The sequence below is a fragment of the Mycobacterium sp. IDUB_3 genome (assembly GCF_055419585.1).
Window position 1 is genome coordinate 2364712 of record NZ_JBVAXZ010000001.1, and the last position, 25891, is coordinate 2390602.

Below are 25891 nucleotides of genomic sequence, written 5' to 3' on the forward strand. Positions count from 1 at the left end.
CAGAGCGTTGAGTGCTGACGACGTCGTCAATGACAGCGACCGCAAGAAGAACCGGTACCACTTCGACCGCCATTCTTCCGAGTACCGGTCGAATTTCAAGACGATCACCGAAGAGATGCACGCCAAGTGCCCCATGGCCTGGACGGAAACCTATGGCGGGCACTGGGTTGCGGCCGGCAGCCACGAGGTCTTCGAGCTGGCCCGCTGCCCCGCAGTCTCCAACGATCACGACATCCACGGCGAACGCCGCGGCTACAAAGGCATCTCGATCCCCACGGCCAGCCGGGTCAGCGCGGTGCGGGGCGGCATCCTGGAGATGGACGACCCCGAGCACCGCACCTACCGAACCGTGCTCAACCCCTATCTGTCACCGGCGGCGATCAAGCGTTGGGAACCGTTCATCGACGACGTGACGCGCGCCTGCCTCGACGAGAAGATCGAGAGCGGCTGCATCGACTTCGTCGACGACCTGGCCAACATCGTGCCCGCCGTCTTCACGCTGGCAATGCTGGGCATCCCGCTGAAGAAGTGGAACATGTACAGCGAGCCGGTGCACGCCGCGGTGTACACGCCCGAGCACTCCCCCGACATCGAGCGCGTCACCGCGATGCACCGGGAGATGGGCCTCGACATGGTCAACAACATGCTGGAGGTCCGCGAGAACCCACGGCCGGGAATCATTAATGGTCTGCTGCAGATGCGCATTGACGGCGAGCCCGCTCCGGATCTGGAAATCCTCGGCAACCTGGGCCTGGTGATCGGCGGTGGCTTCGACACCACGACCGCGCTGACCGCCCATTCGCTGGAATGGCTTTCCGAACACCCCGAGCAGCGCCAGCTGCTCAGCAATGAGCGCAAAACCCTGCTCGACCCCGCGACCGAAGAGTTCCTGCGCTACTTCACCCCGGCGCCCGGGGATGGCAGGACCTTTGCCGACGACACCGAGCTCGACGGCACCCAGTTCAAAGAGGGTGAGCGGCTCTGGATTTCGTGGGCGATGGCCAACCGCGACCCCTCGGTGTTCCATGACCCGGACCAGATCATCCTCGACCGTAAAGGTAACCGGCACTTCAGCTTCGGGCTGGGCGTTCACCGGTGCATCGGCTCGAACGTGGCGCGCACCGTGTTCAAGTCCATGTTGACCGCGGTCCTCGACCGGATGCCCGACTATCAGTGCGACCCGGAGGGCACCGTCCACTACGAGACCATCGGCGTCATCCAGGGCATGCGTAAGCTGCCGGCCACGTTCACGCCCGGCCGCAAGGTCGGGGCGGGCCTGGAGCAGACCCTGGACAAGCTGCAGCGCATCTGCGACGAGCAGGAACTCGCCAGGCCGATCACGGAACGCAAGGAAGCCGCGGTCATCGACTGACCGTCGCAATTTCTACGACTGGACCTGTTCAGGGTCACAGCGCCCTATATTTGGGGCAATAGTGCGAGCAGAGATGGGAGACGCAACGGTGAAGACTTTCGCAATGAGCCTTGCGCTTGCCTTGGCCGCACTGACTGTCACGCCGAGCGCCCACGCGGACATGCTCTTTGCCAACTATCACGTGGACACCAACCGGGATCCCGGCCACTTCTGGCTTTGGTCGATTAACCCGTGCGTCCAGCCAACGCCGGGATGCTTGCAGGTGTACGCAACTCCGCAGCCCAACGGGCAAGCGGCGCCGTGGAGGGGAGAGGCCCACCTGGCCGACGGCCGCTACACCATGGCCGCTGACGACCCCTTCGGTGTGCGCTGCGTGGTCCAGTTCTTTCCCTCGCATGACGTCTACTCGTGGGATGCGGTGACGCTGGCGGGTCAGGTCGACTCGACGTTCGACACGGGCTGCGGTGGCGGACCGGGGGGCAGCAACAGTTACCCGTTCTCGCTCGTGCGATTCTAGCCGCGTGAGACGTACCGGGGTCAGTCGATCATTGAAAGTGATAGGCAGTAAGCACGATGACTGACGCAAAGAAGCCGCAGGATTCGGCCACCTCCAAAGCCGACATGCAGGCCTTGCTCGAAGAAGCAGAAGCGGAAGCCGCCGAAGCCGAAGCGCTGGCCGCCGCGGCGCGCGCCCGCGCCCGTGCGGCTCGCCTCCGGCGTGAAGCGCTGGCCCAGGCAGAGGCTGAGGCAGAGGCCGCGACCGAGACCGAGACCGTGACCGTGACCGCCGAAGAAGACACCGCCGAGGACGGAACCGACACCGCGGAGCCGGAGACTGACGACGAGATAGACGACGTCAGCGACACCTCCGAGGCGACCGTCGAAGGCGAGACAAAGGCCGAAGAAGACTCCGACGAAACCGCCGAAGAGGCGCAAGCGGAAGACGAGTCAGCTCGCTCCCGGCGACGCCTGCGGCTGCCCTCGTGGTCCGTGGCATGGAAAGCGGCTGTCATCGTCCTCATCTGTGCGTTCATCGGGGCCAGCGGATACATGATGTGGCAGCGCCATGAAACCGTCGAGCGCAACCAGCGTGCCGCGAACTTCATCGCGGGAGCCAGACAAGGCGTCGTCAATCTGACTTCCATGGACTTCAATAAGGCCAAGGAGGACGTCCAGCGGGTGATCGACAGCTCGACCGGCCAGTTCCGGGACGACTTCCAGGCGCGTGCAAAAGATTTCACGACCGTCGTTGAGCAGTCCAAAGTGGTCACCCAAGGAACCGTGAATGCGGCGGCCGTGCAATCCGTAAACGGGGATGCCGCGTTGGTTCTCGTCGCGGCGACGTCGCACATCACCAACGCCGCGGGCGCCAAAGACGAACCACGCAATTGGCGGCTCAAGGTGACCGTCAAAAACGACGGCGGGCAATACAAGATGTCCAACGTGGAGTTCATTCCATGAGCGAGGACAAGCCCGGCATCGACACGGCCGACGACTCTGCCGAATTAACCGACCGCAGTGAAAGTAGCGCTCCACCTGCGCGGCGCACGGTGAAACTCGTGCCCTTGATTCTGATTGTGCTGCTGCTGCTTTCCGGTGGCGCGGCGACATGGCTGTACTTCACGCAGTACCGGCCGGACAAACAGACCGACCCCCGCGTCGCGAGCGCGGTCGCCAATGCGGCGTCCGACGGAACGGTCGCGTTGCTGTCGTACTCGCCCGACTCACTCGACAAAGACTTCGCCAACGCCAAGACTCACCTGTCCGGCGACTTCTTGTCCTACTACAACCAGTTCACCGAACAGATCGTGGCTCCGGCAGCCAAACAGAAGTCACTGAAAACCAACGCCCGGGTGCTGGGGGCCGCGGTTCAGGAGTTACATCCGAATTCCGCCGTCGTGCTGGTGCTGGTCGACCAGAGCACCACGAGCAAGGACAATCCCGACCCGGCGATGGCATCCAGCAGCGTGCTGGTGAGTCTGACCCGGGTCAACGGCGCCTGGCTGATCACCAAATTCGACCCGGTCTAGGCCGTTTCAGCTGTTCTCGAGTGTGAACCCTCGGCATTGATTGTGAACTCAGGGCGACGACCCACCGACGGCGGCCTCCGTGGCTTCACACTCGACGCCGTGGATTCACACGCGACGTTGGGGCCCTGCGCCGACCAGCAAGACCACGCCCAAGAATCCACCAAGAATTCGCCGAGGTCGGCATTCGATCCTTTGTTCATGCAGCTGGCTCGCCGGCAGCTGAGAGGAGGAATCGCCATGTCGCTTCTGGGCAACCACATATCTCTTATCCACGGCTGGGTGCCGATCACGGCCCAGATCGTCACACCGATCACGCTGGGGCTCGCCGCCGGGTGGCGCTCGCGGCGTTGGCGTCTGCTGTGGCTGCCCGCCGCCGCGGTCGCCGGAGTAATGACGGCCCTCGGGGCGCATTCCTACATCGCCGACGGCGCCAGCAAGTCGGCACCGGACGCACTGTACGTGTGGATCGCGCTGGTCGGCATGGCCACGGCGGTGCTGATGCTCGGCTGGCGCGGCGCGCGGTGGTGGCGGCGCGCACTATCGATCCTGGCGGTGCCGCTGTGCCTGCTCTGCTCGCTGCTCGAGCTCAACCAATGGGTCGGCTACTTCCAGACCGTGCAGAGCGCGTGGAATCAGTTCACCTCGGTTCCGCTGCCCGACCAGGCCGACAAGGCCACCGTCACCACGCTGGCGGCGAAGGGCTCCAAGCCGCCGCACGGCAGCCTGGTGCCGGTCGTGATCCCCGAAGACGCATCGCAATTCAAGCACCGCGAGGAACTCGTCTACCTGCCCCCGGCCTGGTTCGCCAGCTACCCGCCGCCGCAGCTGCCGACGGTGATGATGATCGGCGGCATGGTCAACACGCCCGCCGACTGGGTGCGCGCCGGCGGCGCGGTGGACACCGTCGACGCGTTCGCGGCCGCGCACGGCGGCAACGCTCCGGTGCTGGTGTTCGTGGACCCGGGCGGGGCGTTCGACAACGACACCGAATGCGTCAATGGAAGCCACGGCAACGCCGCCGACCACCTGACCAAAGACGTTGTGCCCTACATGGTCTCGAACTTCGGGGTGAGCCCCAACCCGTCCCGCTGGGGCATCGTCGGCTGGTCGATGGGCGGAACGTGCGCGGTGGACCTGACCGTCATGCACCCCAACATGTTCAGCTCGTTCGTCGACATCGAGGGCGACCTGACCCCCAACACCGGAACCAAGGAACAAACCATCGCCAACCTCTTCGACGGCGACGCCGGCGCGTGGGCGCAATTCGACCCGACCACGGTGATCAACCGTCACGGCCGATACACCGGAGTATCCGGCTGGTTCGCCATCTCGTCGGGTGGTGCGCCGCGTCGCGACATCACGACCGTCGATACCGCCGCGATGGCTGTCGCCGGCCGCGCCGCCGCCGCCGACCCCGGTAACCAGGCCGCGGCCGCCTCGTCCCTGTGCGGGCTGGGCCGGGCGAACGGCATCGACTGCGCGGTAATCGCCCAGACCGGAAAGCACGATTGGCCGACCGCCGGCATGGCCTTTTCCACCGCACTGCCGTGGCTGGCCGGCCAGGTACACACCCCGGGCGTGCCGCGGATCACGTTGCCCAGCAACGTGTCTCAGCAGGCCCTCTGATCGCGCTAGCCGCGCGGCAGGCCGAGCACCCGCTGGGCGATGATGTTGCGCTGGATCTCGGAGGTGCCGCCGGCGATGGTCCCGGAGAAGCTGCGGGCGTAGCGCTCGAACCAGCTGGCGAAGTAATGGTCGAGGTTCATGTGCGCATACGGCCCCGTCAGCCCGGGGTGCACGAGCCCCTCGGATCCCGCGGACGTCAACGCCAATTCCATGCCCCGCAACTCCGCTTCGGAACCGAGCAGCTTGAGCACCGAGATCGCGGCCACGTCATCTTCGCCGCGCGCGGCGCGGGCCAGCGCCGCCGAACCCAGCAGGCGCAGCGCCTGTCGGTCCATGATCGTGCTGGCATATTGGTCGCGCTCGACCTCGGTGCTGGGATGGAAGTCGTCGATCATGTTCTCGAGACGATCGGCGAAACCCAGCCACATCATCGTGCGTTCGTGCCCCAACGATCCGTTGGCTACCCGCCAACCCTGGTCGAGCTCGCCGACCAGGTTCTCGGCCGGCACCCGCACGTCGGTGAAGAACACCTCGTTGAAATCCAAATCGTCGACGCCACAGATCGACGGGAACGGCCGCCGCACCAGGCCCGGGGTGTCGGTGGGGATGACGAGCGCACTGATTCCCTTGTGCTTCGGCGCATCTGGATTGGTACGGACGAACGTCAACAGGACGTCCGCGTCGTGGGCACCCGAAGTCCACACCTTCTGCCCATTGACCACGAAGTGATCGCCGTCGAGCACCGCGCGGGTCCGCAGCGACGCCAGGTCGGAACCGGCACTGGGTTCGCTCATTCCGAGTGACGCGGTGATCTCGGCCCGCAGGATCGGCACCGCCCAGCGCCGCTTCTGTTCGTCGCTGCCGAACGACAACAGCGACGCCCCAACGATGTTCACACCTTGCGGGTTGAAGCTGTGGTAGATCCGGCGTCGACTGAGTTCCTCGAGGTAGACGAACTGCTGAATGACCGTCGCGTTGCGGCCACCGAATTCCGGTGGCTGGCTGGGCAGCAGCCAGCCGTTGTCGAACAACGTCCGCTGCCAGTCGCGCGCCCACTGCGGCATGTGCGAGACCGACCGGGGCCGCTCGAGCGTTTCGCTTGCGGGGGGCAGGTTTTCGTCGAGGAACGCCGAGAACTCCGCGCGGAACTCCTCGACGTCGGAATCAAAAGTCAGCTGCACGGTATTCCTCCGCGATCCGCGCCCGGTGCTCCGCCGCGCCGCCGAGCATCAGCTCACCCGCCTTGGCTCGTTTCAGCGCGAACTGCAAGTCGTTCTCCCACGTGAATCCCATTGCGCCGTGCAACTGCAGGCCGTGCCGGAACACCAGCGACTGGCACTCCCCCGCCGATGCCTTGGCCATCGCGGCCGCCAGCCGGCGGCGCGGATCGTCCGCCGCGATCGTCAACGCGGCGAAATACGCCAGCGCCCGCGCCCGCTGCACGGCGACGTGCATGTCGGCGGCCTTGTGCTGGACGGCCTGGAACGAACCGATCGCCACACCGAACTGCTGGCGGCTGCTCACGTGCTCGAGAACCAGGTCGAGGATGCGTTGGCAGGCACCGACCATCGTGATCGCCATGCCGGTCAGCGCGAAATGGTGGGCGCGCTCGGCGTCGACCGTCAGCCGCTCGCTGTCGGGCACCCGGACCTCCGCGAACGACAGGTCGGCGACGTGCAGCACCGGGTCGAACACCGCCGATCGCCGGGCCGACACCTGATCGGATCCCACGAGGAACACCCCCGCGTCGGTCACCACGGCCAGCCGATCCGCGCGATCACCGTCGAGCACATGGCGGGCCGTGCCGTGCAGCACCCAGCCCTCGGCGTCGCGGTGCGCCGCGACCCCGCCGTAGACCGCGGTGCCCGATTGGTGCGGGTCGAATCGGTCGCCGGCGAGCGGTGCGAACTGGCTCATCGTCGCCAGGAACGGGGTGGGGTCGGTGGCGCGGCCGAGCTCCTCGAGCACGATGGCCAGCTCGACTGCGCTGTCCGCATCGCTGAGCTCGGTCCAGCCCTGGTCTACATACGATTTCCACAACGGGCTCGGGTCGACGCCCTCTTCGGCCACGCTGCGCACCAGCGACGGCGGGCACTGCTTCGCGACGGCGTCGCGCACGGTGTCCTGCCACAGTCGCTGATCAGCATCGAACTCCAACAGCATCCGCGCCGCCTCTCGTCGTGACTGTCAGGCGAGAATAACATTCTCGGTTGCGGAAGTAATAATCTCTGAATCCGGGCATGAGGTCACCGGATGGCCGCTGACGAGCGGAATTCCTCCAGTGACCTAACTGCTGGTCACGAGGCCGTCGGCGGCGTTGTCCCAGCGGTCGAGGTTCACGAATTCGGCAAGCGGGCGCCGGCGCAGCGGCCCGTGATTGCCCTTCGGCCACCCGACCACGATGTGGCCGGCGACTATCCAGCCCTCCGGTATGCCGACGGCTTCCCTCAGCAGCCGTTCACCGCCATACGACGCCCAGCTGGTCAGGCAGGCGCCCAACCCCTGGGCGCGGGCGGCCAGCAGAAAATTCTGCATGGCGGGAAAAATCGAACCACCGAGCAGCAGTTCCGATGCGGTCGGGTAGTGCGCCTGGGCGAACAGCACCGAGGTGAATTCACCGGCCCGGTCGTGCAATTCGTACGTCGCACGGTACGTGCGGGCCCGGCGGCTGTTGTCGTCGGCGGCGGGCCGGCTCATTCCGTAGACCGGCTCGATCACTTCCAGCGCGTGGGCCGCGGCCTTGGCCACCACGGCCCGCTGCTCGGGCGACCGCAACACCACGAAACGCCAGCCCTGCGCGTTGGCGCCCGAGGGGGCCCACCTGGCCGCCTCGAGGCAGCGCGCCAGAGTCGCGTCGTCCACCGGTTCGTCGGTGAAGCGCCGGATCGTTCGGGCCGTCGACATCACTTCCCAGATGTCCGCGCTTGCTCCGGTCACTGCCTCTCCTCTACGTCCAGAGTCGCCTAGACCTGCACCGCACCTCGTATTACCAACCGCTGCAGGATGATTGGGCGGCGACCGAGTTCCGGCGTCCTCGCAACGAAAACGAGGCACTAGCGGCCAGGTCCATTTGAACTTCGACTGTAGACCCCGCCCAGCGGCCACGGTGCAAGACTGCGCTCAGGCGATCGGCACCTCGGCAGCACACGCACGACAAAATCGAGGGCCGCTGCCCCCGAACCGAAGGGAGAAGTGCATTGGATCGCGAAACCTACCAGCGAGGGCTCCACATCCGCTCCGAAGTGCTGGGCGAGGAGTACGTCAATCGCGCATTGGCCAACGCGGACGACTTCACCGGGCCATTGCAAGACCTCGTCACCGAATATTGCTGGGGTGCCGTCTGGGGCCGTGAGGAATTGCCGCGAAAAACCCGCAGCATGCTCAACCTGGCGATGATCTCGGTGCTCAACCGGCCCAACGAATTACGCACACACGTCAAGGCGGCACTGACCAACGGTGTCACCCGGGAGGAGATCCGCGAGGTTTTCCTGCAGGTGGCCATCTACGCCGGCGTGCCTGCCGCCGTCGACAGCTTTCGCATCGCCAATGAGGCGTTCGCCGAACTGGACCGGGACTAGGGGCGCAACGTGGACGTCGGGTTCATCGGGCTGGGAAACATGGGCTTTCCCATGGCATGTCGCCTCATTGCGGAAAAACATGATGTCGTCGCCTTCGACACGCGCAGCGAGGCCCTCGAGCGCGTCGTCGCCTTGGGGGCACGTCGGGTTTCATCGCCCAAAGAGGTAGCCGATCGCGCCGACACGGTGCTGGCCAGCCTGCCCACACCGGGCGCGTCGCGCGAGGTGGCCACCGGTCCGGCGGGAGTGATCGAAGGCGCGAGGGTGAAGCGCTATGTCGACTTGTCCACTGTCGGTAGCCAAATGGCGGTGCAGATCCACGCCATGCTGGCCGGGCAAGACATCGTGGCGATGGACAGCCCGGTCAGCGGCGGTGTCGGCGGGGCCGAGAAGGGCACTCTGGCGCTGATGGTGTCCGGTCCGCGCCGCGAATTCGACGCTGTGCGAACCGCGCTCGAGGCGCTGGGCCGGCCGGTGTATGTCGGCGACAAGCCCGGCTCGGCGCAGACGATGAAGCTGGCGAACAACATTCTCGCGGCGAACGTCTTGACCGCGACAGCGGAAGTCGTCGTGATGGGCGTCAAAGCCGGCCTGGATCCCGCCGTGATGATCGAGGTGCTCAATGCGGGGTCGGGTGCGACGAGCGCGAGCCGCGACAAGTTCCCCCGGGCGATCCTGCCGCGCACCTTCGACTACGGCTTTACCACCGGGCTGATGCTCAAAGATGTGCGCCTTTATCTCGACGAAGCCAGAGCGCTTGGTGTGCCCGCCGAGGTTGCCGAGACGGTCGGCCGGCTGTGGGAGGAGCTCGCCCGCGTTGAAGGGCCCGACTCCGATTTCACGTCGGTGATCAAACCGTTCGAGCGAGCCGCCGGTGTCACGGTGGGCGGGTCTTCGGACTAACCCGTCGCGGCAGGCCGTCGCGGTGACCAAACCGCCGGGATCACATCCGTCCCGCAACCCGGAGAATGGTATTATCCGGAAAGAAGAACCCGACTTGCCCAAGGGGTCGTAAAAAGCCCGCTACCAGGGATGATGATTAAACGAAATGCTTACCGGAAACCCATTGATGGACCGTGGGAGAAAATGTTAGATTGGCTATCATATGACCTCGCACGGCCGGCTTCGGCCGCCGGAGTCGAAGGGTGGCTCTCGTGATCAAACACGCTGACGGAACCAGCACCCCGTTGATCGACGCGAGCGTGCACATCTTCTTCCCCTCCAACAAAGCGCTCCGGAATACCCTCCGCGAGCCGTTCAAGAGCCGCGGGTTCCCCGACTACGAGATGGACTGGTACGGCGCCCCCGGCGGTGAGTACGCCCCCAACACCGAGGGCCCAGACCGCCAGTATCCGGGTTCGGATCCGGATTTCGTTGCCAATGAACTGTTTTCGAAGCGCGGCGTCGATGTTGCGGTCCTGCATCCGATGGCGCGTGGCATCATGCCGGACCGGCACCTGGGCAGCGCCCTGCACGCCGCGCACAACGAGATGATGGTGTCGAACTGGCTGGAGTCCAGCGAGTTCGGCGAGCGATTCCGCGGCACCATCCGGGTCAACCCCGACGACATCCCCGGCGCGCTGCGCGAGATCGAGAGATGGCGTGGGCACCCGCGGGTGGTCCAGATCGGTGTCCCGCTGCAATCCCGCGAGCTCTACGGCAAACCGCAGTTCTGGCCGATCTGGGAGGCCGCTGTCGACGCCGGGCTGCCCGTTGCCGCGCACATCGAAGTGGGCTCGGGTATTGCGTTTCCGCCGACGCCGAACGGGAACACCCGCACCTACGAGCAGTACGTGAGTTTCATGGCGCTGAACTACCTGTACCACCAGATGAACATGATCGCCGAGGGAGTGTTCGAGCGGTTCGACGGCCTCAAGTTCGTGTGGGGCGACGGTGCCGCCGACTTCATCACGCCGTTCATCTGGCGGATGGACACCTTCGGCCGGCCGCACCTGGAGCAGACGCCATGGGCCCCGCGGATTCCGAGCGACTACCTGCCCGGTCACGTGTATTTCGTCCAGGGCAGTCTCGACGGCCCCGGCGATGTCGAGTTCGCCGGCGAATGGTTCGGCTTCACCGGAAAAGACGACATGGTGATGTTCGGATCGAGCTATCCACACTGGCAGTGCGGGGACATCACGAAGTTGCCCAGAGCGTTGTCCGCCAAGCAGCGCGAGAAGCTGTGCTGGCGCAACGCGGCGCAGCTCTACGGCATAGACATTGCCGCCGGGGTGGGCGCAGAGTAGAAGTATCGCGAAAGACTGAGGAGAGCCAGATGACGTTGACCCATTCGCAGGAGCGGGTTCCCGCTACCGAGCGCATAGCCGTCCACTGCGTCGACTCGGATGTCCACCCGGCGCCCAAGCGCGGAGAGCTACTCCCGTACATCCCCGAGCCGTGGCGCAGCAAGTACTTCCTGACTCGCTCCGTTGGCGAGCAAATCTACTACGACGCCCCGGACTACGCACACTCCTACGCCATGCGCGTGGACTCCTTCCCCGCCAACGGCGAGTTTCCCTGCAGCGACCCCGATTTGGCGTTCCGCCAGCTGATCATGGAGGCCGGCTCAGACATCGCGATCCTGGAACCCGCCGCCTATCCGGCGCGCATTGCCGAAGCGCAGCATGCGATGTCGGCCGCCCTGAACGACTGGCAGGCCAATCACTGGCTGGACAGCCACAACAACTGGCACGAACGGTGGCGCGGGTCGATCTGCATCGCCATCGAGGAGCCGGAAGAGTCGGTGCGCGAGATCGAACGCTGGGCCGGACACCCCTTCATGGCGCAGATTCTGATCAAGGCCGAGCCCCGGCCGTCCTGGGGCCACCCGAAATATGACCCGATCTGGGCGGCGGCCACCAAGCACGACATCACCGTGAGCTGCCACCTGTCACGCAGCCAATACGATGAGCTGCCGATCCCGCCGGTGGGCTTCCCCAGCTACAACCACGACTTCATGGTGACCTACTCCCTGCTGGCGGCCAATCAGGTGATGAGCCTGATCTTCGACGGTGTCTTCGACCGGTTCCCGACGCTGCGGATCGTCTTCGTCGAACACGCATTCAGCTGGATCCTGCCGCTGATGTGGCGCATGGACGCCATCTACGACGCACGCAAGTCCTGGCTCGACATCAAGCGCAAGCCGTCCGAGTACGTCAAGGACCACATCAAATTCACCACCCAGCCGCTGGACTACCCGGAGGACAAGACCCAACTGACCCGCGCGCTGGAATGGATGGAGTGCGAAAAGATTCTGCTGTTCTCCTCGGACTACCCGCACTGGACGTTCGATGACCCACGCTGGTTGGTCAAGCACCTGCCCAAGCACGCCCGCGACGCGGTCATGTACAAGAACGGCATCGCGACCTATCACCTGCCCGAGACCGTTCCGGTCCTCGAGGGTCAGACCCGGGTGCTCTGAGTTGACGGAGGAAACCAAACGGCCCGAGCCACGTCTTGCCCAGGGCCGCGAGCATGTAGTCGCAACCGTAGACGAAATCCCGCCGGGCACACACAAACTGGTACCGATCGGGCGGCACGGGGTCGGCGTCTACAACGTCAACGGCACCTTCTACGCCATTGCGAACTACTGCCCCCACCAAGGCGGACCGCTGTGTTCGGGACGAGCCCGGGGACGCACGATCGTGGACGAGAGCGCGCCGGGTGACTCCGTGATGGTGCGCGATCTGGAATACATCTACTGCCCATGGCACCAATGGGGTTTCGAGCTGGCGACGGGCACCACCGCGGTCAAGCCCGAATGGAGTATCCGTACCTACCCGGTGCGCGTCGTCGGCAACGACGTTTTGGTTCAGGCCTAACTACAGGAGATTCGGGTGCCTTCTATCGAGATCAACGGGGGAAATGTTGTCTACGAAATCCTCGGTGACTCTGGCGATCTCATTGCCCTGACTCCGGGCGGCCGGTTCAGCAAGGAGATCCCCGGCCTACGTCCGCTGGCCGATGCGCTGGCCGCCGGTGGCTACCGGGTGCTGCTGTGGGACCGGCCCAACTGTGGCGCCTCCGATGTGCAGTTCTACGGGCAGAGCGAGTCGCACATGCGCGCCGAGACGCTGCACAAGCTGGTGACCGGCCTTGGCTTCGAGCGGTGCATTCTGGCCGGAGGCTCCGGCGGGGCAAGGGATTCCATGCTGACCACGATGCTCTACCCCGAGATGGTCACCAAGCTCGTGGTGTGGAACATCGTCGGCGGCACCTACGGCACCTTCGTGCTCGGCTCCTTCTACATCATCCCCAGCATCCTCGCGGTACGCGGCACCGGCATGGACGGCGTGATGAAGGTGGCCGAATGGCGCGAGCGCATCGAGGAGAACCCGAACAACAAGCAGCGCTTCCTCGACTTCGACTCCGGCGAGTTCCTCAAGCTGATGTTGCGCTGGCTCAACGCCTTCGTCTCCAAGCCGGGGCAGACGATTCCGGGCGTCGAGGACGAGATGTTCGACCGGATCACGGTTCCCACGTTGATCATTCGCGGCGGCGAGAACGACATGGACCACCCGAAGCGGACGTCGCTGGAAGTCAGCTGCCTGATCAAGGGATCAAAGCTCATCGATCCGCCGTGGCCCGAGGACGCCTGGGAGCGCGCGTCCGAAGACCGCGCCGCGGGCCGAGTGCAACACTTCAACATGTTCGACACCTGGGTGCAGGCGGCACCCGCGATTCTCGAATTCCTGGGCTCGTGATGGCGCTACACGGTGTGAATGTGAACCTCACAGTTGAGCGACGCCTCCAGCGCCGTGTGTACCCGGCTCTCCGGAATCCGCTCGAGGTCGGACTCCCGCAGCGTCACATGGACGACGTCGAATCCGTCATCGCCGGGCGTGCGCTCGATGTCACCGGTCAACCCGAATGCGGACAAGACCCCGTGCGCGTCGTCGTCGGTCCCCCTGCTGACAAACGTGATCACGCCCGGAACGGGAGCACCGCCGAACGCGCTGGCGCACAATCCGATCGCCGTGTCTTTGGCCGTGTCGCCGTCGTCGGCCGCGATGAGCAGTTCGACTTCGCGGCGGCTTGCGGGCATGGACACCAAGTCGTTCTCGACCACGTCCGCACCTGCCGGCGCCACGAGTTCGAGGAGAGCCGCCATGCCGTCACGTAGTTGTGCGGGCGTGAGCACGCTGTCCGGGTCGACGTTCACACGCACCACCGCAGTTCGCATGGGCGCAAGCTTAACTAAGACGATGACAGGCCAGCTTTGAACACCACCGAGTCCACAACCATCACCACCGCGACCATCCCCGGATGCACGCCGCGGCTGTTGACTGAGCACACCGGCAACGCCCGGGAAGATCTGGCAACCTATCGCAAGCTCGGCGGCTACCGGCCGCTGGCCGACCCCGACGAATTCCTGAGAGAAATCGATTCCAGTGGCCTGGTCGGGCGCGGAGGTGCGGCGTTTCCCCTTGCGGTGAAGCTGCGGACGGTGCGCGACAACGGACGCTCGCTAGGCGTTCCCGTCGTCGTCGCGAATGGTGAAGAGGGAGAGCCGGCTTCGGTCAAAGACCGCTGGCTGCTGCGCAATCGCCCACACCTGGTCCTGGACGGACTGCGGCTCGCCGCGACGATCGTCGCCGCTGACCGCGCCTTCATCTACGTGTCCGACCCGGAATCGGCGCACAGCGTCCAATCCGCGCTCGGCGAGCCGGATCCCGACGCGCTCGGCGTCACGATCGACATGCTCACCGTGCAGCCCGGATACGTCGCCGGCGAGGAGACCGCCGCCGTTCGGGCGATCAACGGCGGCCCGGCCAAGCCGACCGACAAACCGCCGCGGCCCTTCGAAGCGGGAGTCGACGACCGGCCCACCCTGGTGAGCAATGTCGAGACGCTGGCGAACCTGCCCTACCTGCAGGGCCACGGCACGGCCGATTACCGGTCGCAAGGCACGACGTTGTCGCCCGGCACCTTCCTGGCCACCATCACCGGGGCCGGTAAGCCGCCGGTCCTCTACGAACTCCCCCACGGCTTGGCGTTCACCGATTTGCTTGCTTTGCACGGTGTTTCAGCCGACCAGGTGCGCGGGGCGTTGATGGGCGGCTACTTCGCCGGTCTGCTCAACCGCTCCGTGTTGGAGACAACCCTGGACCACGAGACGATGCGACGTATCGGCAGCGGTTTGGGCTGCGGCGCGATCTCGGTGATCACCGACGACTGCCCCGTTGCGGTGGCGGCATCGGTGCTCGCATACTTCGACCGCGAAAACGCCGGGCAATGCGGATCGTGCTTCAACGGAACGGCGGCCATGGCCGCGGCCGCTGGGGCGCTGCGCGACGGCGTCGCGACGATCGAAGATGTCGAACGGTTGCGCCGTTGGTCGGTGCTGCTGCGTGGACGCGGCGCGTGCGCGACGCTCGATGCCGCCACCAACGTTGCCGCCAGCCTGCTCGATCAGTTCCCGGACGAAGTCGGTGCGCATCTCGACGGCACGTGCCCGGACTGCACGCCGGGCCCGTTCCGCGCGGACCGTCCCTATGAGGCGGAACCTGTGAGGCAAGCATGAAAATCCGTCTAGACCGCACCATTTGCGACGGCTTCGGCATCTGCGCCAAGCACGCGCCGGGATACTTCTCGCTGGATGACTGGGGCTACGCATCCCTCATCGGGGACGGCACGGTGGCCGAGCCTGATCACGACGCGGTCATGCGGGCGCTGCTCGACTGCCCCGTGCACGCCATCACCGAAATCGGTCAGCGCACCTCGCGCGCGTCCGCGCCGCCACTCGCCGACACCGAGGATCCGGCCGAGCACCTCAAAACCGAAGAGAACGAGGCGGAGTGGGGATTCACGCGCTGAGCGCGTCCTCGCCCGGAAAAGCAGCGCCGTGCAACTCACCTTTGACAGCGACGTAGAGGCATTCCGCGCGGAGTTCGTCAGCTTCCTCACCGAACACCTGCCGACGCAAGCTCAAGCCGCGGAGCGTCCTTCGTCGACCTCGCACGTTCCCGAGTGGTCGCGCCGGTGGCAGCGGCTTCAGTTCGACCACGGGTGGCTACTGCCGGGTAACCCACCGGAATTCGGCGGCCGCAACGCTAACATCTTGCAGCAGTTCGTGCATCGCGAGGAGCTGTCACGGCGCCGGATCTATCACTGCTTCAATCCCCAAGGTGTCGGCATCATCGCGGCGTCGCTGCTGTCCTTCGGCACCGAGGAGCAAAAGCGGCGTTGGGCCGTCCCGATCCTGCGAGCCGAGAAGACCGCATCGCTGGGAATGAGCGAACCCGGAGCCGGCTCCGACCTCGCCGGGCTGCGCACGAAGGCGGAGTTGGTCGGCGATGAGTTCGTGGTCAACGGGCAGAAGGTATGGACTTCCGGCGCCCATGACGCCGACGTCATTCTGACCTTCGTTCGGACGGACCCAAACGTGCCTCGGCACAAGGGAATCAGCGCGCTCCTCATTCCGACCGACACTCCCGGGGTGGTGCGTCGCCCCTTCCCCTCGGTCTATGACCGCGACGAGCTGGACTTCAACGAGGTGTTCTTCACCGATGTCCGGGTGCCCGCGGGGAATCTGGTCGGCCCGCTCAATGGCGGGTGGCAGGTAGCCAACGGTTCGCTCGGCCACGAGCGCACCCTGATGTGGATGACCTTCGCGAACCGGCTAGAGCAATTGCTCGAGGACTACCGGCCGGCCGATGAGGTGAACGCGGACCATTACGCCACCATCGTGATGGACTACTACGCGCTGCGGCTGCTCGGCTCGGCCGCGCTGGGCCGAGCGGCCCGCGGTGAAGTAGACGTGGCCGCGTTGTCCGTGCTGAAGGTATTCGGTTCGGAGGCCGAGCAGAGCGCGCTGCGGCACGCGCTGGACGCGGCCGGGGTCGACGGATTACCCGACAATATGCTCACGGCCCGGCATAACCCTTACGCGCCTGACCTTTTCACCGCCAGTTGGTTCGCGCGCTATATCAGCAGCTACGCGGGCACCATCGCGGGCGGCACGTCGGAGATCCAGCGCAACATCATCGCCCAGCGTGTGCTGGGGCTTCCCTCGCGCTGATCACAGAGCGGGACACAGGGACGACAGGAACTCCTGGGTCCGGCGTCGCGATTTGGTCCGCTCGCTGATGTCGTTGCCCAGCGGCACGATTCGCACCGCCAGGTCGGTGACGCCCGCGTCGCGATACCGGCTCAGCCGCGCCAGGACGGCCGTCTCGTCGCCGGCCGCCATGGTGTCGCCGACGTCTTCGGCGTCACCGTGCTGCAGCAGCCGCACATAGTTCGGCGAGAAGTCCGCGTGGCCGAGCACCTCATTGGCGTAGCCGCGAACATCGTCTGTCTCGCCGTTCGAGCAGAGCGCAACGGGAACGCCGGCGACGATCTGCGGCGCGGGCCGCTCGGCCCGGTCGGCCGCCGCAGTGATGCGCGGAACGACGTGGTCTCCGATTGCACGCTCGTCCGCCATCCAGAGAATGGTGCCCCCGCATCGCTCGCCCGCGAGTTGCAGCATTGTCGGCCCGAGCGCCGACAACAGCACCGGCATTTCGAAGGAGTCCGTGACGTCGACGGGTGAATGAACACAATAGTTTTCGTTGTCGACGTCGACATTCCCCGGCCCGGCGAAGGCCGCGTCGAGCACCGCGAGGTAGTCACCCATCAGGCGTGCCGGACGATCATAGGGCAATCCCAGTTGCGAGTTGACGATCCAGTGATGCGAGGGTCCGATGCCGAGCGTGAACCGTCCGCCGCACACCACTTGGGTGGTCAAGGCTTGTTGCGCCATGATCATCGGATGGCGAGTCTGAATCGGAACGACGGCCGTTCCGATCTCGATGTGACCGGTCGCCTGCCCGATCAGGGCCACCGCGGTCATGGCGTCGAGGTAGCCGGGGACCTGCGGCATCCAGAACGCGGTGAATCCGTCGCCTTCGGCGGCGACACCGTCGTCGATCAGCCCGGCAAGCCGATCGGCGCGCGAGCGCTCCTTATCGGAACCAACCATCAAGCCGATGCGCACGCGACCCCTTCCCTATGGCACATATCGATCCCACTCGTATGGCACGACCGCGAAAAACGGTGCGGCGAATAATGCTTCGATGTCCGGCTCGGCCCAGCGGGCCTTGAGCACCGGGCGCAGCCGTTCGGCGGTGGCGATGGGATCGTCATCGAGGAAGCAATAGGTGATCGTCTGGTTCTCTCGGGCACTCGCCAGGCTGGCGTCGACCCGGCGCGACAACGCGGACCAGACACCGGCGACACCGTCGACCTCCAGCAGCGGGTTCGGCGACGCCGATCCCCGCTCGACCAATACGAACGCGCCCCGCACGGGCAGCCAGGGCAAGACGTCCGACCCGACCCGCACGCGCGGCGCGGCGGCTTTGCGTTGCACCTCGTACACGCCACGCTCCACCGGTGGCAGCAGCGGGAGTTTACGGTCGGCATTCCCCAATGCCGTTGACAGTTCATTGAAGTCCTGCAATCCGGCCGTGCCGGTGAAGAAGTACGTCATCACGTGGTCGACCGCGTCCAACGGCCCGTCGCTGAGCGCGCGTGCGGCACGGCAGGCCGGGGTGGACACCAGGCGCAAGGAGGCGCGCACCGCTGCCAGCCGGTGTTGCTCCGGGCGGTGGTCCAGGCTGTGCCAGCGCAGGTACTCGACGTCCTTCCCGTCGGGGTGGCGGAGCGCCATGGAGACGAACAGCGTGGTGATCTGGCCACCCCCGGTGGCAAGAATCTCGGGGACCTCGTCCGATGGCGTGCCGGGAAGATGCATAGTGTTGGTCCTCAGGATCTCGTCGAATCGTGCTCGGGCAGAGCGATTTCGGGATGGCGGGCCGCGACCATGCGCCGGAATCCCTCACGCCAGGGCACCTTTGTCCGGCCGAGCACGTCGTGCATGTGGGTGACGTCCGGCCACAGCGGGGTGTGCGCCTGGGGCGTGTACTCGAAGATCGGCTCGACACCGACCAGCTCACCCATGAAGGCGCAGTACTCCTCCACGCTGACGGTTTCGCTGCCCGCCCAGTTCACCACGACGGGCGGTGTCGTGGCGACTTCCATCGCGCGGATGCCCAGCTCCACATAGTCGTCTTCATAGATGGGGTTGTAATTGTTCGGCTTGTCGGGATGCAGCCGAATGGGCTTGCCCGCCAACATCGCATCGAGACGGTCGGCGGGCGCACCGCCCTGGGGGCCGTACGTCGAACAGATCCGGATGATGGTCAGCGGAACCCGGTAGCGCCTGGCGACCCAGGTACACACCGCTTCCGCGGCAACCTTGGAGAAGCTGTAGTTCGCCCGCAGCGGCGCCCCCGGCGGATCGGTCTCGGTCAGCGGTCGCCGGCCCTGGTAAGCGTAAATCGAGCCGGTGGAGCAGAAGACGAAACCCCTTGCGGCGCGGCAATGGTAGAGCAATTCGCCGGATGCCTGCGCGTTCGTTTCAACGCAGCGGCTCCAGTCGTCGGTGCCCGGGTCTACGGCCGCATGGAAGACGTAGGTGAAATCGTCCGGGAGGGCTGAGAAGTCGCCGGCGCCGACGTCCAGCGCCACGGGCGTGATCCCGGCGTCCACAAGTTTTTCCCGGCCTGCGGGATCTTTCAGGCGAGCGGCGCCCCACACCTCGTTTCCCGCTGCCAGCGCACGCGCGATGGGAAATGCGATCTTGCCCGTCGCCCCGGTGATCAGGATCTTCTCCGCGTCGAGCAACCAGCCCTCCGAATGTTAAGTACTTGATACCGCCCATGGAGCATAACTCCCGCTTGCAGGGGAATGCCACGAAGCCAGACGCCGTGCGGCGTCGCTTCTGGATGTTCGTCACTAGTCGTGGCGGTAGCAGCGGAATAAGCTGAGACAGCCAAGGTCACGATGGCCCCAACGGGAGGCCCACCATGAGGTGGTTTGTACGTCGTCTGACAGTCGTCATCGGGTGTGCCTTCGTTGGGATGGCGACGGCGGTGATCTCCACGCCGGGAATCAGCTCGGCGGAATGCGATCGCAACATGTCGTGGAATGTGTCGACGTTTGAATGCAAACCACGACCGGCGCCGCCGCCGTGGTACACCGCTCCACCGGCATACGCCCCGCCATTCGCCGCACAGGACGTGCCGCCGCCGCCTCCGCCGCGGCCTTGGTGGTCACCGAACGAACCGATGTGGAATGCCGGCTTTCACCAATGGGGTACCTATATCGTCGGCACCTGGGTGCCGTACTGACGGCGCTCGCACGGCAGGCGCGGTCTAGATCGCGCCTGCTCGAAAGTGATAACGTGATTCTCCGATTCGTATAACGGCCCTACCGTATTGGCCGCGCGACGCACCGGAGGTGACGTGTCAGCAGCACCCGGCCGCCCATTGCCCCTGGTCACGCAGGAGAACGAATTCTTCTGGACTTCGGGTGCCGACGGAAAACTACGGCTGCAGGAATGTAAATCCTGCGAATCCCTGATCCATCCGCCGGCGCCCGTGTGTCGATACTGCCGGTCCCGCGGCATCGGTGTGCGCGCCGTCTCGGGCCGGGCGACGCTCGCCGGATTCACCATCAACGAGCGATTCAGCCTGCCGGGGCTGCCGGCGCCCTACGTGATCGCGCAGGTGGCGATCGCCGAGGACCCCCGGGTTCGGTTGACCACCAACATCGTCGAAAGCGATCCCGATCAGCTCGAACTCGGCCAACAGGTCGAAGTCGTCTTCGAGCACGTCGAGGACGTGTGGTTTCCGCTGTTTCGGCCCGTCCCGGACGCCGAGCCCGCCGCTCTGCCTGCCGACGAGATCGCGCCGGAACGGTTCGGCGAGCACGTGCGACCCATGCTGACCGTCGAGAAATTCGAGGACAAGGTCGCCCTGACCGGGATCGGCGCGTCGCCGATCGGTCGCCGGTTGATGCAGCTGCCGCTGGCGCTGACGGTGCAGGCGTGCGAAGCGGCCATCGCCGACGCCGGCCTGACCTACGCCGACATCGACGGCCTGTCCACCTACCCCGGCGCGATCAATGTCGGCGGCTTCGGGGAGGGCGGCACCACCGCCCTCGAGGGCGCGCTCGGCATTCGGCCGACTTGGCACAACGGCGCCATGGAGACGTTCGGCCCGGGCGGCTCGGTGATCGCCGCGATGCTCGCGGTCGCCTGCGGGCTGGCGCGTCACGTGCTGTGCTTCCGCACGCTGTGGGAAGCCACCAACGGCGAGCTGATGAAGCAGGGCAAGATCACCCCGTCGATGGGCCGAATGTCGGGCTGGCAGATGCCATTCGGCGCGACGTCAGCGGCACACACGTTGGCGATGAACGCGCAGCGGCACTTTCACCGGTACGGCACCACCAAGGAAACGTTGGGCTGGATCGCGTTGAACCAGCGCGCCAACGCCGAACTCAACCCGACCGCCATCTACCGGACGCCGATGACGATGGAGGACTACCTCAACGCGCGGCCCATCACCACGCCGTTCGGGCTGTACGACTGCGACGTGCCGTGCGACGGCGCCATCGCCGTCATCGTCTCGGCCGTCGACGCCGCCCGCGACCTGGCCAAGCCGCCGGTGCTGGTGGAAGCGGTGGGCACCCAGATCGTCGAGCGACTCGACTGGGACCAAAGCACTCTCACCCACGAGCCGCAGGTGCTGGGCCAAGCGGCACATGTGTGGACGCGCACCTCGCTGCGGCCGGCGGATGTCGACGTGGCCGAGCTCTATGACGGCTTTTCCTTCAACTGCCTGTCCTGGATCGAGGCGCTGGGTTTCTGCGGAATCGGTGAGGCCAAGGAATTCCTGGACGGCGGCAAGAACATTGCGCGCGACGGCCTGTTGCCCCTCAACACCCACGGCGGCCAACTCTCGCACGGCCGCACCCACGGCATGGGACTGCTGCACGAGGCGATCACCCAGCTGCGCGGCGAAGCCGGTGACCGCCAGGTCGCCGACGCCCGCGTCGGTGTGGTCAGCAGCGGCGGCCTCACTCCCAGCGGCGTGCTCCTGCTGCGGGCTCCGGAATGAGGCAAGGATGAGCAGTGCGGCACCCCGCCCCCGGCTGGTGATCGTGGACGGGGTACCGATGTCGGCGTTGGTCGCCGAAGCCGAAGACCCCAAGGCCGTCATCGTGGCGATTCACGGGGGCGGCACCACCGCAATGTATTTCGACTGCCCCGGCCATCCGTCGTATTCCCTCGCCCGGACCGGCGCGGCGGCCGGATTCAGCGTGGTGGCCCTGGATCGGCCCGGCTATGGCAGCTCGGCGCCCTATCCGGAAGCCATGGCCTCCGGCGAGCAGCGCGTCAACCTGGCTTACGGTGCTGTCGACCGCATCCTCGGCGAACGACCCCGTGGTGCAGGCATATTCGTGTGGGGCCATTCGGGTGGTTGTGAGCTGACGATACGGTTGGCCGCCGATGCTCGGGGTGCCGACCTGCTCGGCATCGAACTCGCGGGCACCGGCCGGCACTACCATCCCGCGGCCAAGGAAATACTGAAAACCGCTACTCGCGAACGCCGCCCGTCGGGCATGCGCGAATTGCTGTGGAGCCCAGAGGAGCTCTATCCGCCCGAGGTCCTCGGCGGTGCTACGGTGTCGCCTTCGGCTCCGTCTTACGAAGACCAGATGGTCTCGGACTGGGCGCGACAGACTTTTCCGGAGCTCGCGCCCACCGTGCGCGTCCCAGTGCACTTCAGCATCGCAGAGCACGAAAAGGTCTGGCAGACCGACGATGCGGCGGTGAGCGAGATCGGCGCCCTATTCACCGGGGCGCCGCGGTTCGTCGTACATCGACAACCGGACGCCGGGCACAACATCAGCCTCAGCCACGCCGCCCCCGACTACCACTCGAAAGTTCTTGAGTTCGTACAGGAATGCGTGGCTGAGCGCGCAGCGAACGCAGAATCCGATCTGGAGGCAGGGTAATGCGCGTCGGATTCATCGGGTTGGGCAGCCAGGGCGGGCCCATGGCGCGGCGAATCGCCGAGGGCGGGTACCCCACCACGCTGTGGGCGCGCAGACCGGAGGCCCTCGACGCGTTCGCCGACACCCCGGCGAAAGTCGCCGGGTCTCTGGCCGAACTGGCCGCGGCCAGTGATCTGGTCTGCCTCTGCGTGATCGGCGATGCCGACATCGACGATCTCGCCTGCGGCGAAAACGGATTATTGACGACGATGCAAACCGGCAGCGTCATCGCCGTGCACAGCACGGTGCACCCGAGCACCTGCCGAGAGCTTGCGAACAAGGCCGCCCCGCAAGGCGTTTCCGTCATCGACGCGCCGGTCAGCGGAGGGGGAGTCGCGGCGGCCGAGGGCCGGCTACTAGTGATGGTCGGCGGTGATACCGACGTCGTCGAGCGCTGCCGGCCGGTCTTTGAAACCTATGCCGATCCGGTCGTTCACCTGGGTGAGCTGGGTTCCGGACAAACCACGAAGCTGCTCAACAACTTGTTGTTCACCGCCAACGTGGCCACGGCGGCCGCCGCCTTGTCGTTGGCCAAGGAGCTGGGCGTCGAGCCGGACCGTCTCACCGAGGTGGTCTCGCGCAGTAGTGGAAACAGCTTCGCGCTCAACGCCCTCGGCGGTATCGGCGGGCTGGATCGGCTGGCCGGTGTCGCGGGAGGGCTGCTGCAGAAGGATGTCCGGCTGGTGGTCGACCTCGCCAGTCAGGTCGGGGCGAGCGGCGGCGCCGTGCTCGAAGCGGCCGACGCGGCGCTGGCCATGATGGACCATCCCCGATGAGAGTCCGGTGAGGGTCGGATTCATCGGCGCGGGGCGGATGGGTCGCCCCATGGTGGGCCGTCTGGTGGCGGCCGGTCACGACGTCCACGTGTTGGGCCGGACCGTCGAAAAGCGCCGCGAACTCGAGCAACTGGGCGCGCGGGCGGTCGACGACGCGGCCGAGGCCGGTGCGTACGCCGATGTGGTGGTGCTCTGTGTCTTCACCGACCAGCAGCTGCGGCAAGTCTGTCTGGACAGCGGATTGCTGCCGACCATGCCACCCGGTTCGGTACTGGTGGTACACACCACCGCGAATCCGAACACCATCGAGGCCATCGCCGAGCGCGCCGACGGCGTTGACGTCGTCGACGCCGCGGTCAGCGGCGGCCCACACGACATCGAGGCCGGCCGGCTCACGCTGTTCGTGGGCGGCACCGACCAAGCGGTTGACCGGTTGCGACCGCTGCTGGGTTGCTACGGAGATCCCGTCCTGCACGTCGGGCCGACCGGCGCCGGCCAGAAGGTCAAGCTCGTCAACAATGCGCTGTTCGCCGCGCAGATCGGGATGCTTGCCGAGTCAATCCGACTGGGAGAGCGGCTCGGCGTTCCGGAATCGACATTGCTGACCGCCCTGCAGCACGGCAGCGCGACCAGCCGCGTGCTGGCCCTCGTCGCGGCAGGCGGTTCCGTCGCGTCGTTCATCGAGGTCGCCGGCGACTTCGTCGGTAAAGACGTGGCCGTCGTCCGCGGTATCGCCGCGGAGCTGGGCGGCGGCCTGGGTGCGCTGGATGAGGCCATCGAGAAGATCGACATCGCGAAGAGGGTTTGAAATACCAGCGTTTTGGTCTTTCCGGTTCGTCACGAAGGTATTACCGTTACCGTTACAGTCAGGGACTCCGCTGTAAAGGTTTCAGCCCGACCTCGCCGCTGAGGAGGATTCAGTGACAAAACCGAAGGTCGTCTTCGATCCGTACTCCGAGGACTTCTTCAACAATCCGTTCGACATCTATCGACGGATGCGCGAGGACGCGCCCCTGTATTACGACGAGAAGGAGGACTTTTACGCGCTGACCCGTCACGAAGACGTGGCGGCCGCGTTCAAGGATTTCGAGACATATTCGTCGGCGCGCGGCTGCGACCTGGCGATGGTGCGCCGGGGCCTCGCCCCCGAGCAGAAGTCGATCATCTTCATGGACCCGCCGGAGCACCGCCACATGCGCAGCCTGCTCAACAAAGCGTTCACTCCACGGGCCATTCAATCGCAGCGCGAGACGATCATCGAGGTGATCGACAAGTACCTCGGCGCCGTCGACTCGAACAATTTCGACGTCGTGCAGGACTTCTCCGGGCCGTTCCCGGTAGAGGTCATCACCCGGATGGCCGGCGTGCCGGAGGAATACCGCCAGCAGGTTCGCCATTGGATCGACACCAGCCTGCATCACGAGCCGGGGCAGATCGAGGTCAGCGAAGCCGGCGCCCAGGCCAACATCGACACGGCGATGTACTACTTCAGCCTGGTCCAGGAGCGGCGCCAGGAGCCGCAGGAAGACATGATCAGCCGGCTGATCGCGGCCGAGATCCCCGGCGAAAACGGCGAGCTGCGCAAGCTCGACGATATCGAGATCTGTGGATTCGCAACGCTTCTGGGCGGCGCGGGCGCCGAGACCGTCACCAAACTGATGGGCAACGCGGCGGTCATCTTCGCCAACCACCCTGACCAGTGGCAGAAGCTGCAGGAGGACCGCGACAAGATTCCCGGGGCCGTCGAAGAGCTACTGCGCTACGAGGGTCCGGTGCAGTACAACGTCCGCTACACCCTGAAAGAGGCCCACGTCAGTGGTGGCGTGATCCCGGCGGGCAAGCCCGTATTCCTCTGCGGCGCCGCGGCCAACCGCGACCCGGAGGCGTTCACCGACGCCGAGACATTCGACATCGAACGTGACCAGACCGAGGCGCAGCACCTCGGACTCGGGTATGGGATCCACAGCTGTCTCGGCGCCGCGTTGGCCCGCCTGGAAAGCCGGATCGCGCTGGAGAGGCTGCTCGACTTCATGCCGCGCTACGAGGTGGACTGGGCGGGATGCGAACGGGTGAAGATGCAGAACGTCGCGGGCTGGAAGAACGTGCCCGTCAAGGTGCTTCGGTAAGGGGGTCACGGTGACGAAGAAGATCGAAGTCGATTGGGGACTCTGCGAGAGCAACGGCGTCTGCATGGGCATCAACCCGGACATATTCGAGCTCGGCGACGACGACATGCTGACGGTCCACCAGGAAGAGGTCACCCCGGAGAACGAGGCCGACGTGCGCGAGGCCGTCCGTCAATGCCCTCGGCAGGCGATCTCCATTGTCGGAGAGTAGCGATCAGAATCCGGAGAGGATGACCGCGTTGCAGTCGGCCGCCGACTGCCGCAGTTTCGCTGCCTTTTGGTAGCCCTCGGACTCGTACCACGCCCGGGCTGCATCCACCGACTCGAATTCCAGGACGACGGTCTGGTCGCCGTGCCAGTCGCCCTCAATGACTTTGGGTGCGGTGTCGACCGCAAGAATGGTCGCGCCACTCATCGCCGATCCGGCGGCTTGGGCGTACGCCTTCATGCCTTCCGGGTCTTTGATCGCCTCGGTGAGGATTACATAGCCCTTAGCCACTGC

At 65.7% G+C, this 25891-nt stretch carries 29 protein-coding genes; 21 read left to right on the forward strand and 8 right to left on the reverse strand.

Annotated features, from left to right (window positions below; translation table 11 throughout):
* Positions 1-7: 7 nt before the first annotated feature.
* From ACZYVJ_RS10500 to ACZYVJ_RS10520, 5 genes are all read left to right on the forward strand, one after another.
* Complete coding sequence (locus ACZYVJ_RS10500) at positions 8-1372, forward strand: cytochrome P450 (protein WP_463830942.1); 1365 nt, start codon at positions 8-10, stop codon at positions 1370-1372.
* Between the two features lie 73 nt (positions 1373-1445).
* A complete protein-coding gene (locus tag ACZYVJ_RS10505; protein ID WP_463830943.1) occupies positions 1446-1889 on the forward strand; it encodes a hypothetical protein in 444 nt (147 codons plus the stop codon).
* A gap of 56 nt (positions 1890-1945) precedes the next feature.
* A complete protein-coding gene (locus ACZYVJ_RS10510; RefSeq protein WP_463830944.1) occupies positions 1946-2833 on the forward strand; it encodes a hypothetical protein in 888 nt (295 codons plus the stop codon).
* Entirely contained in the window at positions 2830-3402 is a 573-nt protein-coding gene (locus tag ACZYVJ_RS10515; RefSeq protein WP_463830945.1) for a hypothetical protein, read from the forward strand. The genes ACZYVJ_RS10510 and ACZYVJ_RS10515 overlap by 4 nt, the downstream gene beginning before the upstream one ends.
* A 237-nt stretch (positions 3403-3639) precedes the next feature.
* Entirely contained in the window at positions 3640-5028 is a 1389-nt protein-coding gene (locus tag ACZYVJ_RS10520; protein ID WP_463830946.1) for an alpha/beta hydrolase, read from the forward strand.
* Positions 5029-5033: 5 nt separating this feature from the next.
* Here ACZYVJ_RS10520 and ACZYVJ_RS10525 read toward each other — a convergent pair whose 3' ends face one another.
* The 3 genes from ACZYVJ_RS10525 to ACZYVJ_RS10535 all read right to left on the reverse strand — a co-directional run bounded on the left by ACZYVJ_RS10525 (position 5034) and on the right by ACZYVJ_RS10535 (position 7932).
* Positions 5034-6209 carry an acyl-CoA dehydrogenase family protein gene (locus ACZYVJ_RS10525; RefSeq protein ID WP_463830947.1) on the reverse strand — a complete coding sequence of 392 codons (1176 nt, stop codon included), beginning with the start codon at positions 6207-6209 and terminating at the stop codon, positions 5034-5036.
* The gene (locus ACZYVJ_RS10530) at positions 6193-7191 is read right to left on the reverse strand and encodes an acyl-CoA dehydrogenase family protein (RefSeq protein WP_463830948.1); all 999 of its coding nucleotides are present in this window, start codon (positions 7189-7191) and stop codon (positions 6193-6195) included. The genes ACZYVJ_RS10525 and ACZYVJ_RS10530 overlap by 17 nt, the downstream gene beginning before the upstream one ends.
* 123 nt (positions 7192-7314) lie before the next feature.
* Positions 7315-7932, reverse strand: a complete 618-nt coding sequence (locus ACZYVJ_RS10535) for a nitroreductase family protein (protein ID WP_463832938.1) — start codon at positions 7930-7932, stop codon at positions 7315-7317.
* 293 nt (positions 7933-8225) lie between these two features.
* On the opposite strand from ACZYVJ_RS10535, the gene ACZYVJ_RS10540 reads away from it, so the two are divergent.
* The 6 genes from ACZYVJ_RS10540 to ACZYVJ_RS10565 all read left to right on the forward strand — a co-directional run bounded on the left by ACZYVJ_RS10540 (position 8226) and on the right by ACZYVJ_RS10565 (position 13309).
* On the forward strand, positions 8226-8606 hold the full coding sequence (locus ACZYVJ_RS10540) for a carboxymuconolactone decarboxylase family protein (protein ID WP_463830949.1): 381 nt from the start codon (positions 8226-8228) through the stop codon (positions 8604-8606).
* 9 nt (positions 8607-8615) lie between these two features.
* Positions 8616-9509 carry an NAD(P)-dependent oxidoreductase gene (locus ACZYVJ_RS10545; protein WP_463830950.1) on the forward strand — a complete coding sequence of 298 codons (894 nt, stop codon included), beginning with the start codon at positions 8616-8618 and terminating at the stop codon, positions 9507-9509.
* Positions 9510-9760: 251 nt separating this feature from the next.
* Positions 9761-10852 (forward strand): amidohydrolase family protein, encoded by a 1092-nt coding sequence (locus ACZYVJ_RS10550; RefSeq protein WP_463830951.1) that lies wholly within the window; start codon positions 9761-9763, stop codon positions 10850-10852.
* A gap of 29 nt (positions 10853-10881) precedes the next feature.
* Positions 10882-12027 (forward strand): amidohydrolase family protein, encoded by a 1146-nt coding sequence (locus ACZYVJ_RS10555; protein WP_463830952.1) that lies wholly within the window; start codon positions 10882-10884, stop codon positions 12025-12027.
* 1 nt (position 12028) lies between these two features.
* Entirely contained in the window at positions 12029-12427 is a 399-nt protein-coding gene (locus ACZYVJ_RS10560) for a Rieske (2Fe-2S) protein (protein ID WP_064951195.1), read from the forward strand.
* A gap of 15 nt (positions 12428-12442) precedes the next feature.
* On the forward strand, positions 12443-13309 hold the full coding sequence (locus ACZYVJ_RS10565) for an alpha/beta fold hydrolase (RefSeq protein ID WP_463830953.1): 867 nt from the start codon (positions 12443-12445) through the stop codon (positions 13307-13309).
* Positions 13310-13314: 5 nt separating this feature from the next.
* Here the strand turns inward: ACZYVJ_RS10565 and ACZYVJ_RS10570 are convergent, their stop codons facing one another.
* The gene (locus ACZYVJ_RS10570) at positions 13315-13788 is read right to left on the reverse strand and encodes a hypothetical protein (RefSeq protein ID WP_463830954.1); all 474 of its coding nucleotides are present in this window, start codon (positions 13786-13788) and stop codon (positions 13315-13317) included.
* A 36-nt stretch (positions 13789-13824) separates the two neighbouring features.
* On the opposite strand from ACZYVJ_RS10570, the gene ACZYVJ_RS10575 reads away from it, so the two are divergent.
* From ACZYVJ_RS10575 to ACZYVJ_RS10585, 3 genes are read left to right on the forward strand one after another with little or no spacing between them, the layout of a single operon-like run.
* Positions 13825-15129: an NADH-ubiquinone oxidoreductase-F iron-sulfur binding region domain-containing protein gene (locus ACZYVJ_RS10575; RefSeq protein ID WP_463830955.1), complete on the forward strand. Its 1305-nt coding sequence runs from the start codon at positions 13825-13827 to the stop codon at positions 15127-15129.
* Complete coding sequence (locus ACZYVJ_RS10580; protein ID WP_463830956.1) at positions 15126-15422, forward strand: ferredoxin; 297 nt, start codon at positions 15126-15128, stop codon at positions 15420-15422. The genes ACZYVJ_RS10575 and ACZYVJ_RS10580 overlap by 4 nt, the downstream gene beginning before the upstream one ends.
* A 28-nt stretch (positions 15423-15450) precedes the next feature.
* The gene (locus ACZYVJ_RS10585) at positions 15451-16626 is read left to right on the forward strand and encodes an acyl-CoA dehydrogenase family protein (protein WP_463830957.1); all 1176 of its coding nucleotides are present in this window, start codon (positions 15451-15453) and stop codon (positions 16624-16626) included.
* On the opposite strand, the gene ACZYVJ_RS10590 is transcribed toward ACZYVJ_RS10585, so the two are convergent.
* From ACZYVJ_RS10590 to ACZYVJ_RS10600, 3 genes are read right to left on the reverse strand one after another with little or no spacing between them, the layout of a single operon-like run.
* Positions 16627-17583, reverse strand: a complete 957-nt coding sequence (locus ACZYVJ_RS10590; protein ID WP_463830958.1) for an LLM class F420-dependent oxidoreductase — start codon at positions 17581-17583, stop codon at positions 16627-16629.
* Positions 17584-17595: 12 nt separating this feature from the next.
* Positions 17596-18339, reverse strand: coding sequence for a hypothetical protein (locus tag ACZYVJ_RS10595; protein ID WP_463830959.1), 744 nt, complete (start codon positions 18337-18339; stop codon positions 17596-17598).
* A gap of 11 nt (positions 18340-18350) precedes the next feature.
* Entirely contained in the window at positions 18351-19271 is a 921-nt protein-coding gene (locus tag ACZYVJ_RS10600) for an NAD-dependent epimerase/dehydratase family protein (RefSeq protein ID WP_463830960.1), read from the reverse strand.
* A 182-nt stretch (positions 19272-19453) separates the two neighbouring features.
* Between ACZYVJ_RS10600 and ACZYVJ_RS10605 the strand changes: the two genes are divergently transcribed.
* The 7 genes from ACZYVJ_RS10605 (at position 19454) to ACZYVJ_RS10635 (ending at position 25600) form a co-directional block, all read left to right on the forward strand.
* The gene (locus tag ACZYVJ_RS10605) at positions 19454-19777 is read left to right on the forward strand and encodes a hypothetical protein (RefSeq protein ID WP_463830961.1); all 324 of its coding nucleotides are present in this window, start codon (positions 19454-19456) and stop codon (positions 19775-19777) included.
* A 114-nt stretch (positions 19778-19891) separates the two neighbouring features.
* On the forward strand, positions 19892-21547 hold the full coding sequence (locus ACZYVJ_RS10610) for a thiolase C-terminal domain-containing protein (RefSeq protein ID WP_463830962.1): 1656 nt from the start codon (positions 19892-19894) through the stop codon (positions 21545-21547).
* 7 nt (positions 21548-21554) lie between these two features.
* Positions 21555-22448 (forward strand): alpha/beta hydrolase, encoded by an 894-nt coding sequence (locus ACZYVJ_RS10615; RefSeq protein ID WP_463830963.1) that lies wholly within the window; start codon positions 21555-21557, stop codon positions 22446-22448.
* Positions 22448-23263, forward strand: coding sequence for an NAD(P)-dependent oxidoreductase (locus ACZYVJ_RS10620; RefSeq protein WP_463830964.1), 816 nt, complete (start codon positions 22448-22450; stop codon positions 23261-23263). Before ACZYVJ_RS10615 ends, ACZYVJ_RS10620 begins: the two co-directional genes overlap by 1 nt.
* Positions 23264-23270: 7 nt before the next feature.
* Complete coding sequence (locus tag ACZYVJ_RS10625; protein ID WP_463830965.1) at positions 23271-24071, forward strand: NAD(P)-dependent oxidoreductase; 801 nt, start codon at positions 23271-23273, stop codon at positions 24069-24071.
* Between the two features lie 112 nt (positions 24072-24183).
* Positions 24184-25389: a cytochrome P450 gene (locus tag ACZYVJ_RS10630; RefSeq protein WP_463830966.1), complete on the forward strand. Its 1206-nt coding sequence runs from the start codon at positions 24184-24186 to the stop codon at positions 25387-25389.
* 10 nt (positions 25390-25399) lie between these two features.
* Positions 25400-25600 (forward strand): ferredoxin, encoded by a 201-nt coding sequence (locus tag ACZYVJ_RS10635; protein ID WP_007777398.1) that lies wholly within the window; start codon positions 25400-25402, stop codon positions 25598-25600.
* Between the two features lie 3 nt (positions 25601-25603).
* On the opposite strand, the gene ACZYVJ_RS10640 is transcribed toward ACZYVJ_RS10635, so the two are convergent.
* Entirely contained in the window at positions 25604-25888 is a 285-nt protein-coding gene (locus ACZYVJ_RS10640; protein WP_067165397.1) for a DUF1330 domain-containing protein, read from the reverse strand.
* Between the last annotated feature and the right edge of the window lie 3 nt (positions 25889-25891).

Excerpts from the sequence above, each read along its gene's own strand:
- ACZYVJ_RS10505 (WP_463830943.1), top strand. The coding sequence starts at position 1,446 with ATGGGAGACGCAACGGTGAAGACTTTCGCAATGAGCCTTGCGCTTGCC.
- ACZYVJ_RS10510 (WP_463830944.1), top strand. The coding sequence starts at position 1,946 with ATGACTGACGCAAAGAAGCCGCAGGATTCGGCCACCTCCAAAGCCGAC.
- ACZYVJ_RS10515 (WP_463830945.1), top strand. The coding sequence starts at position 2,830 with ATGAGCGAGGACAAGCCCGGCATCGACACGGCCGACGACTCTGCCGAA.
- ACZYVJ_RS10520 (WP_463830946.1), top strand. The coding sequence starts at position 3,640 with ATGTCGCTTCTGGGCAACCACATATCTCTTATCCACGGCTGGGTGCCG.
- ACZYVJ_RS10530 (WP_463830948.1), bottom strand. The coding sequence starts at position 7,191 with ATGCTGTTGGAGTTCGATGCTGATCAGCGACTGTGGCAGGACACCGTG.
- ACZYVJ_RS10535 (WP_463832938.1), bottom strand. The coding sequence starts at position 7,932 with ATGTCGACGGCCCGAACGATCCGGCGCTTCACCGACGAACCGGTGGAC.
- ACZYVJ_RS10555 (WP_463830952.1), top strand. The coding sequence starts at position 10,882 with ATGACGTTGACCCATTCGCAGGAGCGGGTTCCCGCTACCGAGCGCATA.
- ACZYVJ_RS10570 (WP_463830954.1), bottom strand. The coding sequence starts at position 13,788 with ATGCGAACTGCGGTGGTGCGTGTGAACGTCGACCCGGACAGCGTGCTC.
- ACZYVJ_RS10580 (WP_463830956.1), top strand. The coding sequence starts at position 15,126 with ATGAAAATCCGTCTAGACCGCACCATTTGCGACGGCTTCGGCATCTGC.
- ACZYVJ_RS10595 (WP_463830959.1), bottom strand. The coding sequence starts at position 18,339 with ATGCATCTTCCCGGCACGCCATCGGACGAGGTCCCCGAGATTCTTGCC.
- ACZYVJ_RS10605 (WP_463830961.1), top strand. The coding sequence starts at position 19,454 with ATGAGGTGGTTTGTACGTCGTCTGACAGTCGTCATCGGGTGTGCCTTC.
- ACZYVJ_RS10615 (WP_463830963.1), top strand. The coding sequence starts at position 21,555 with ATGAGCAGTGCGGCACCCCGCCCCCGGCTGGTGATCGTGGACGGGGTA.
- ACZYVJ_RS10620 (WP_463830964.1), top strand. The coding sequence starts at position 22,448 with ATGCGCGTCGGATTCATCGGGTTGGGCAGCCAGGGCGGGCCCATGGCG.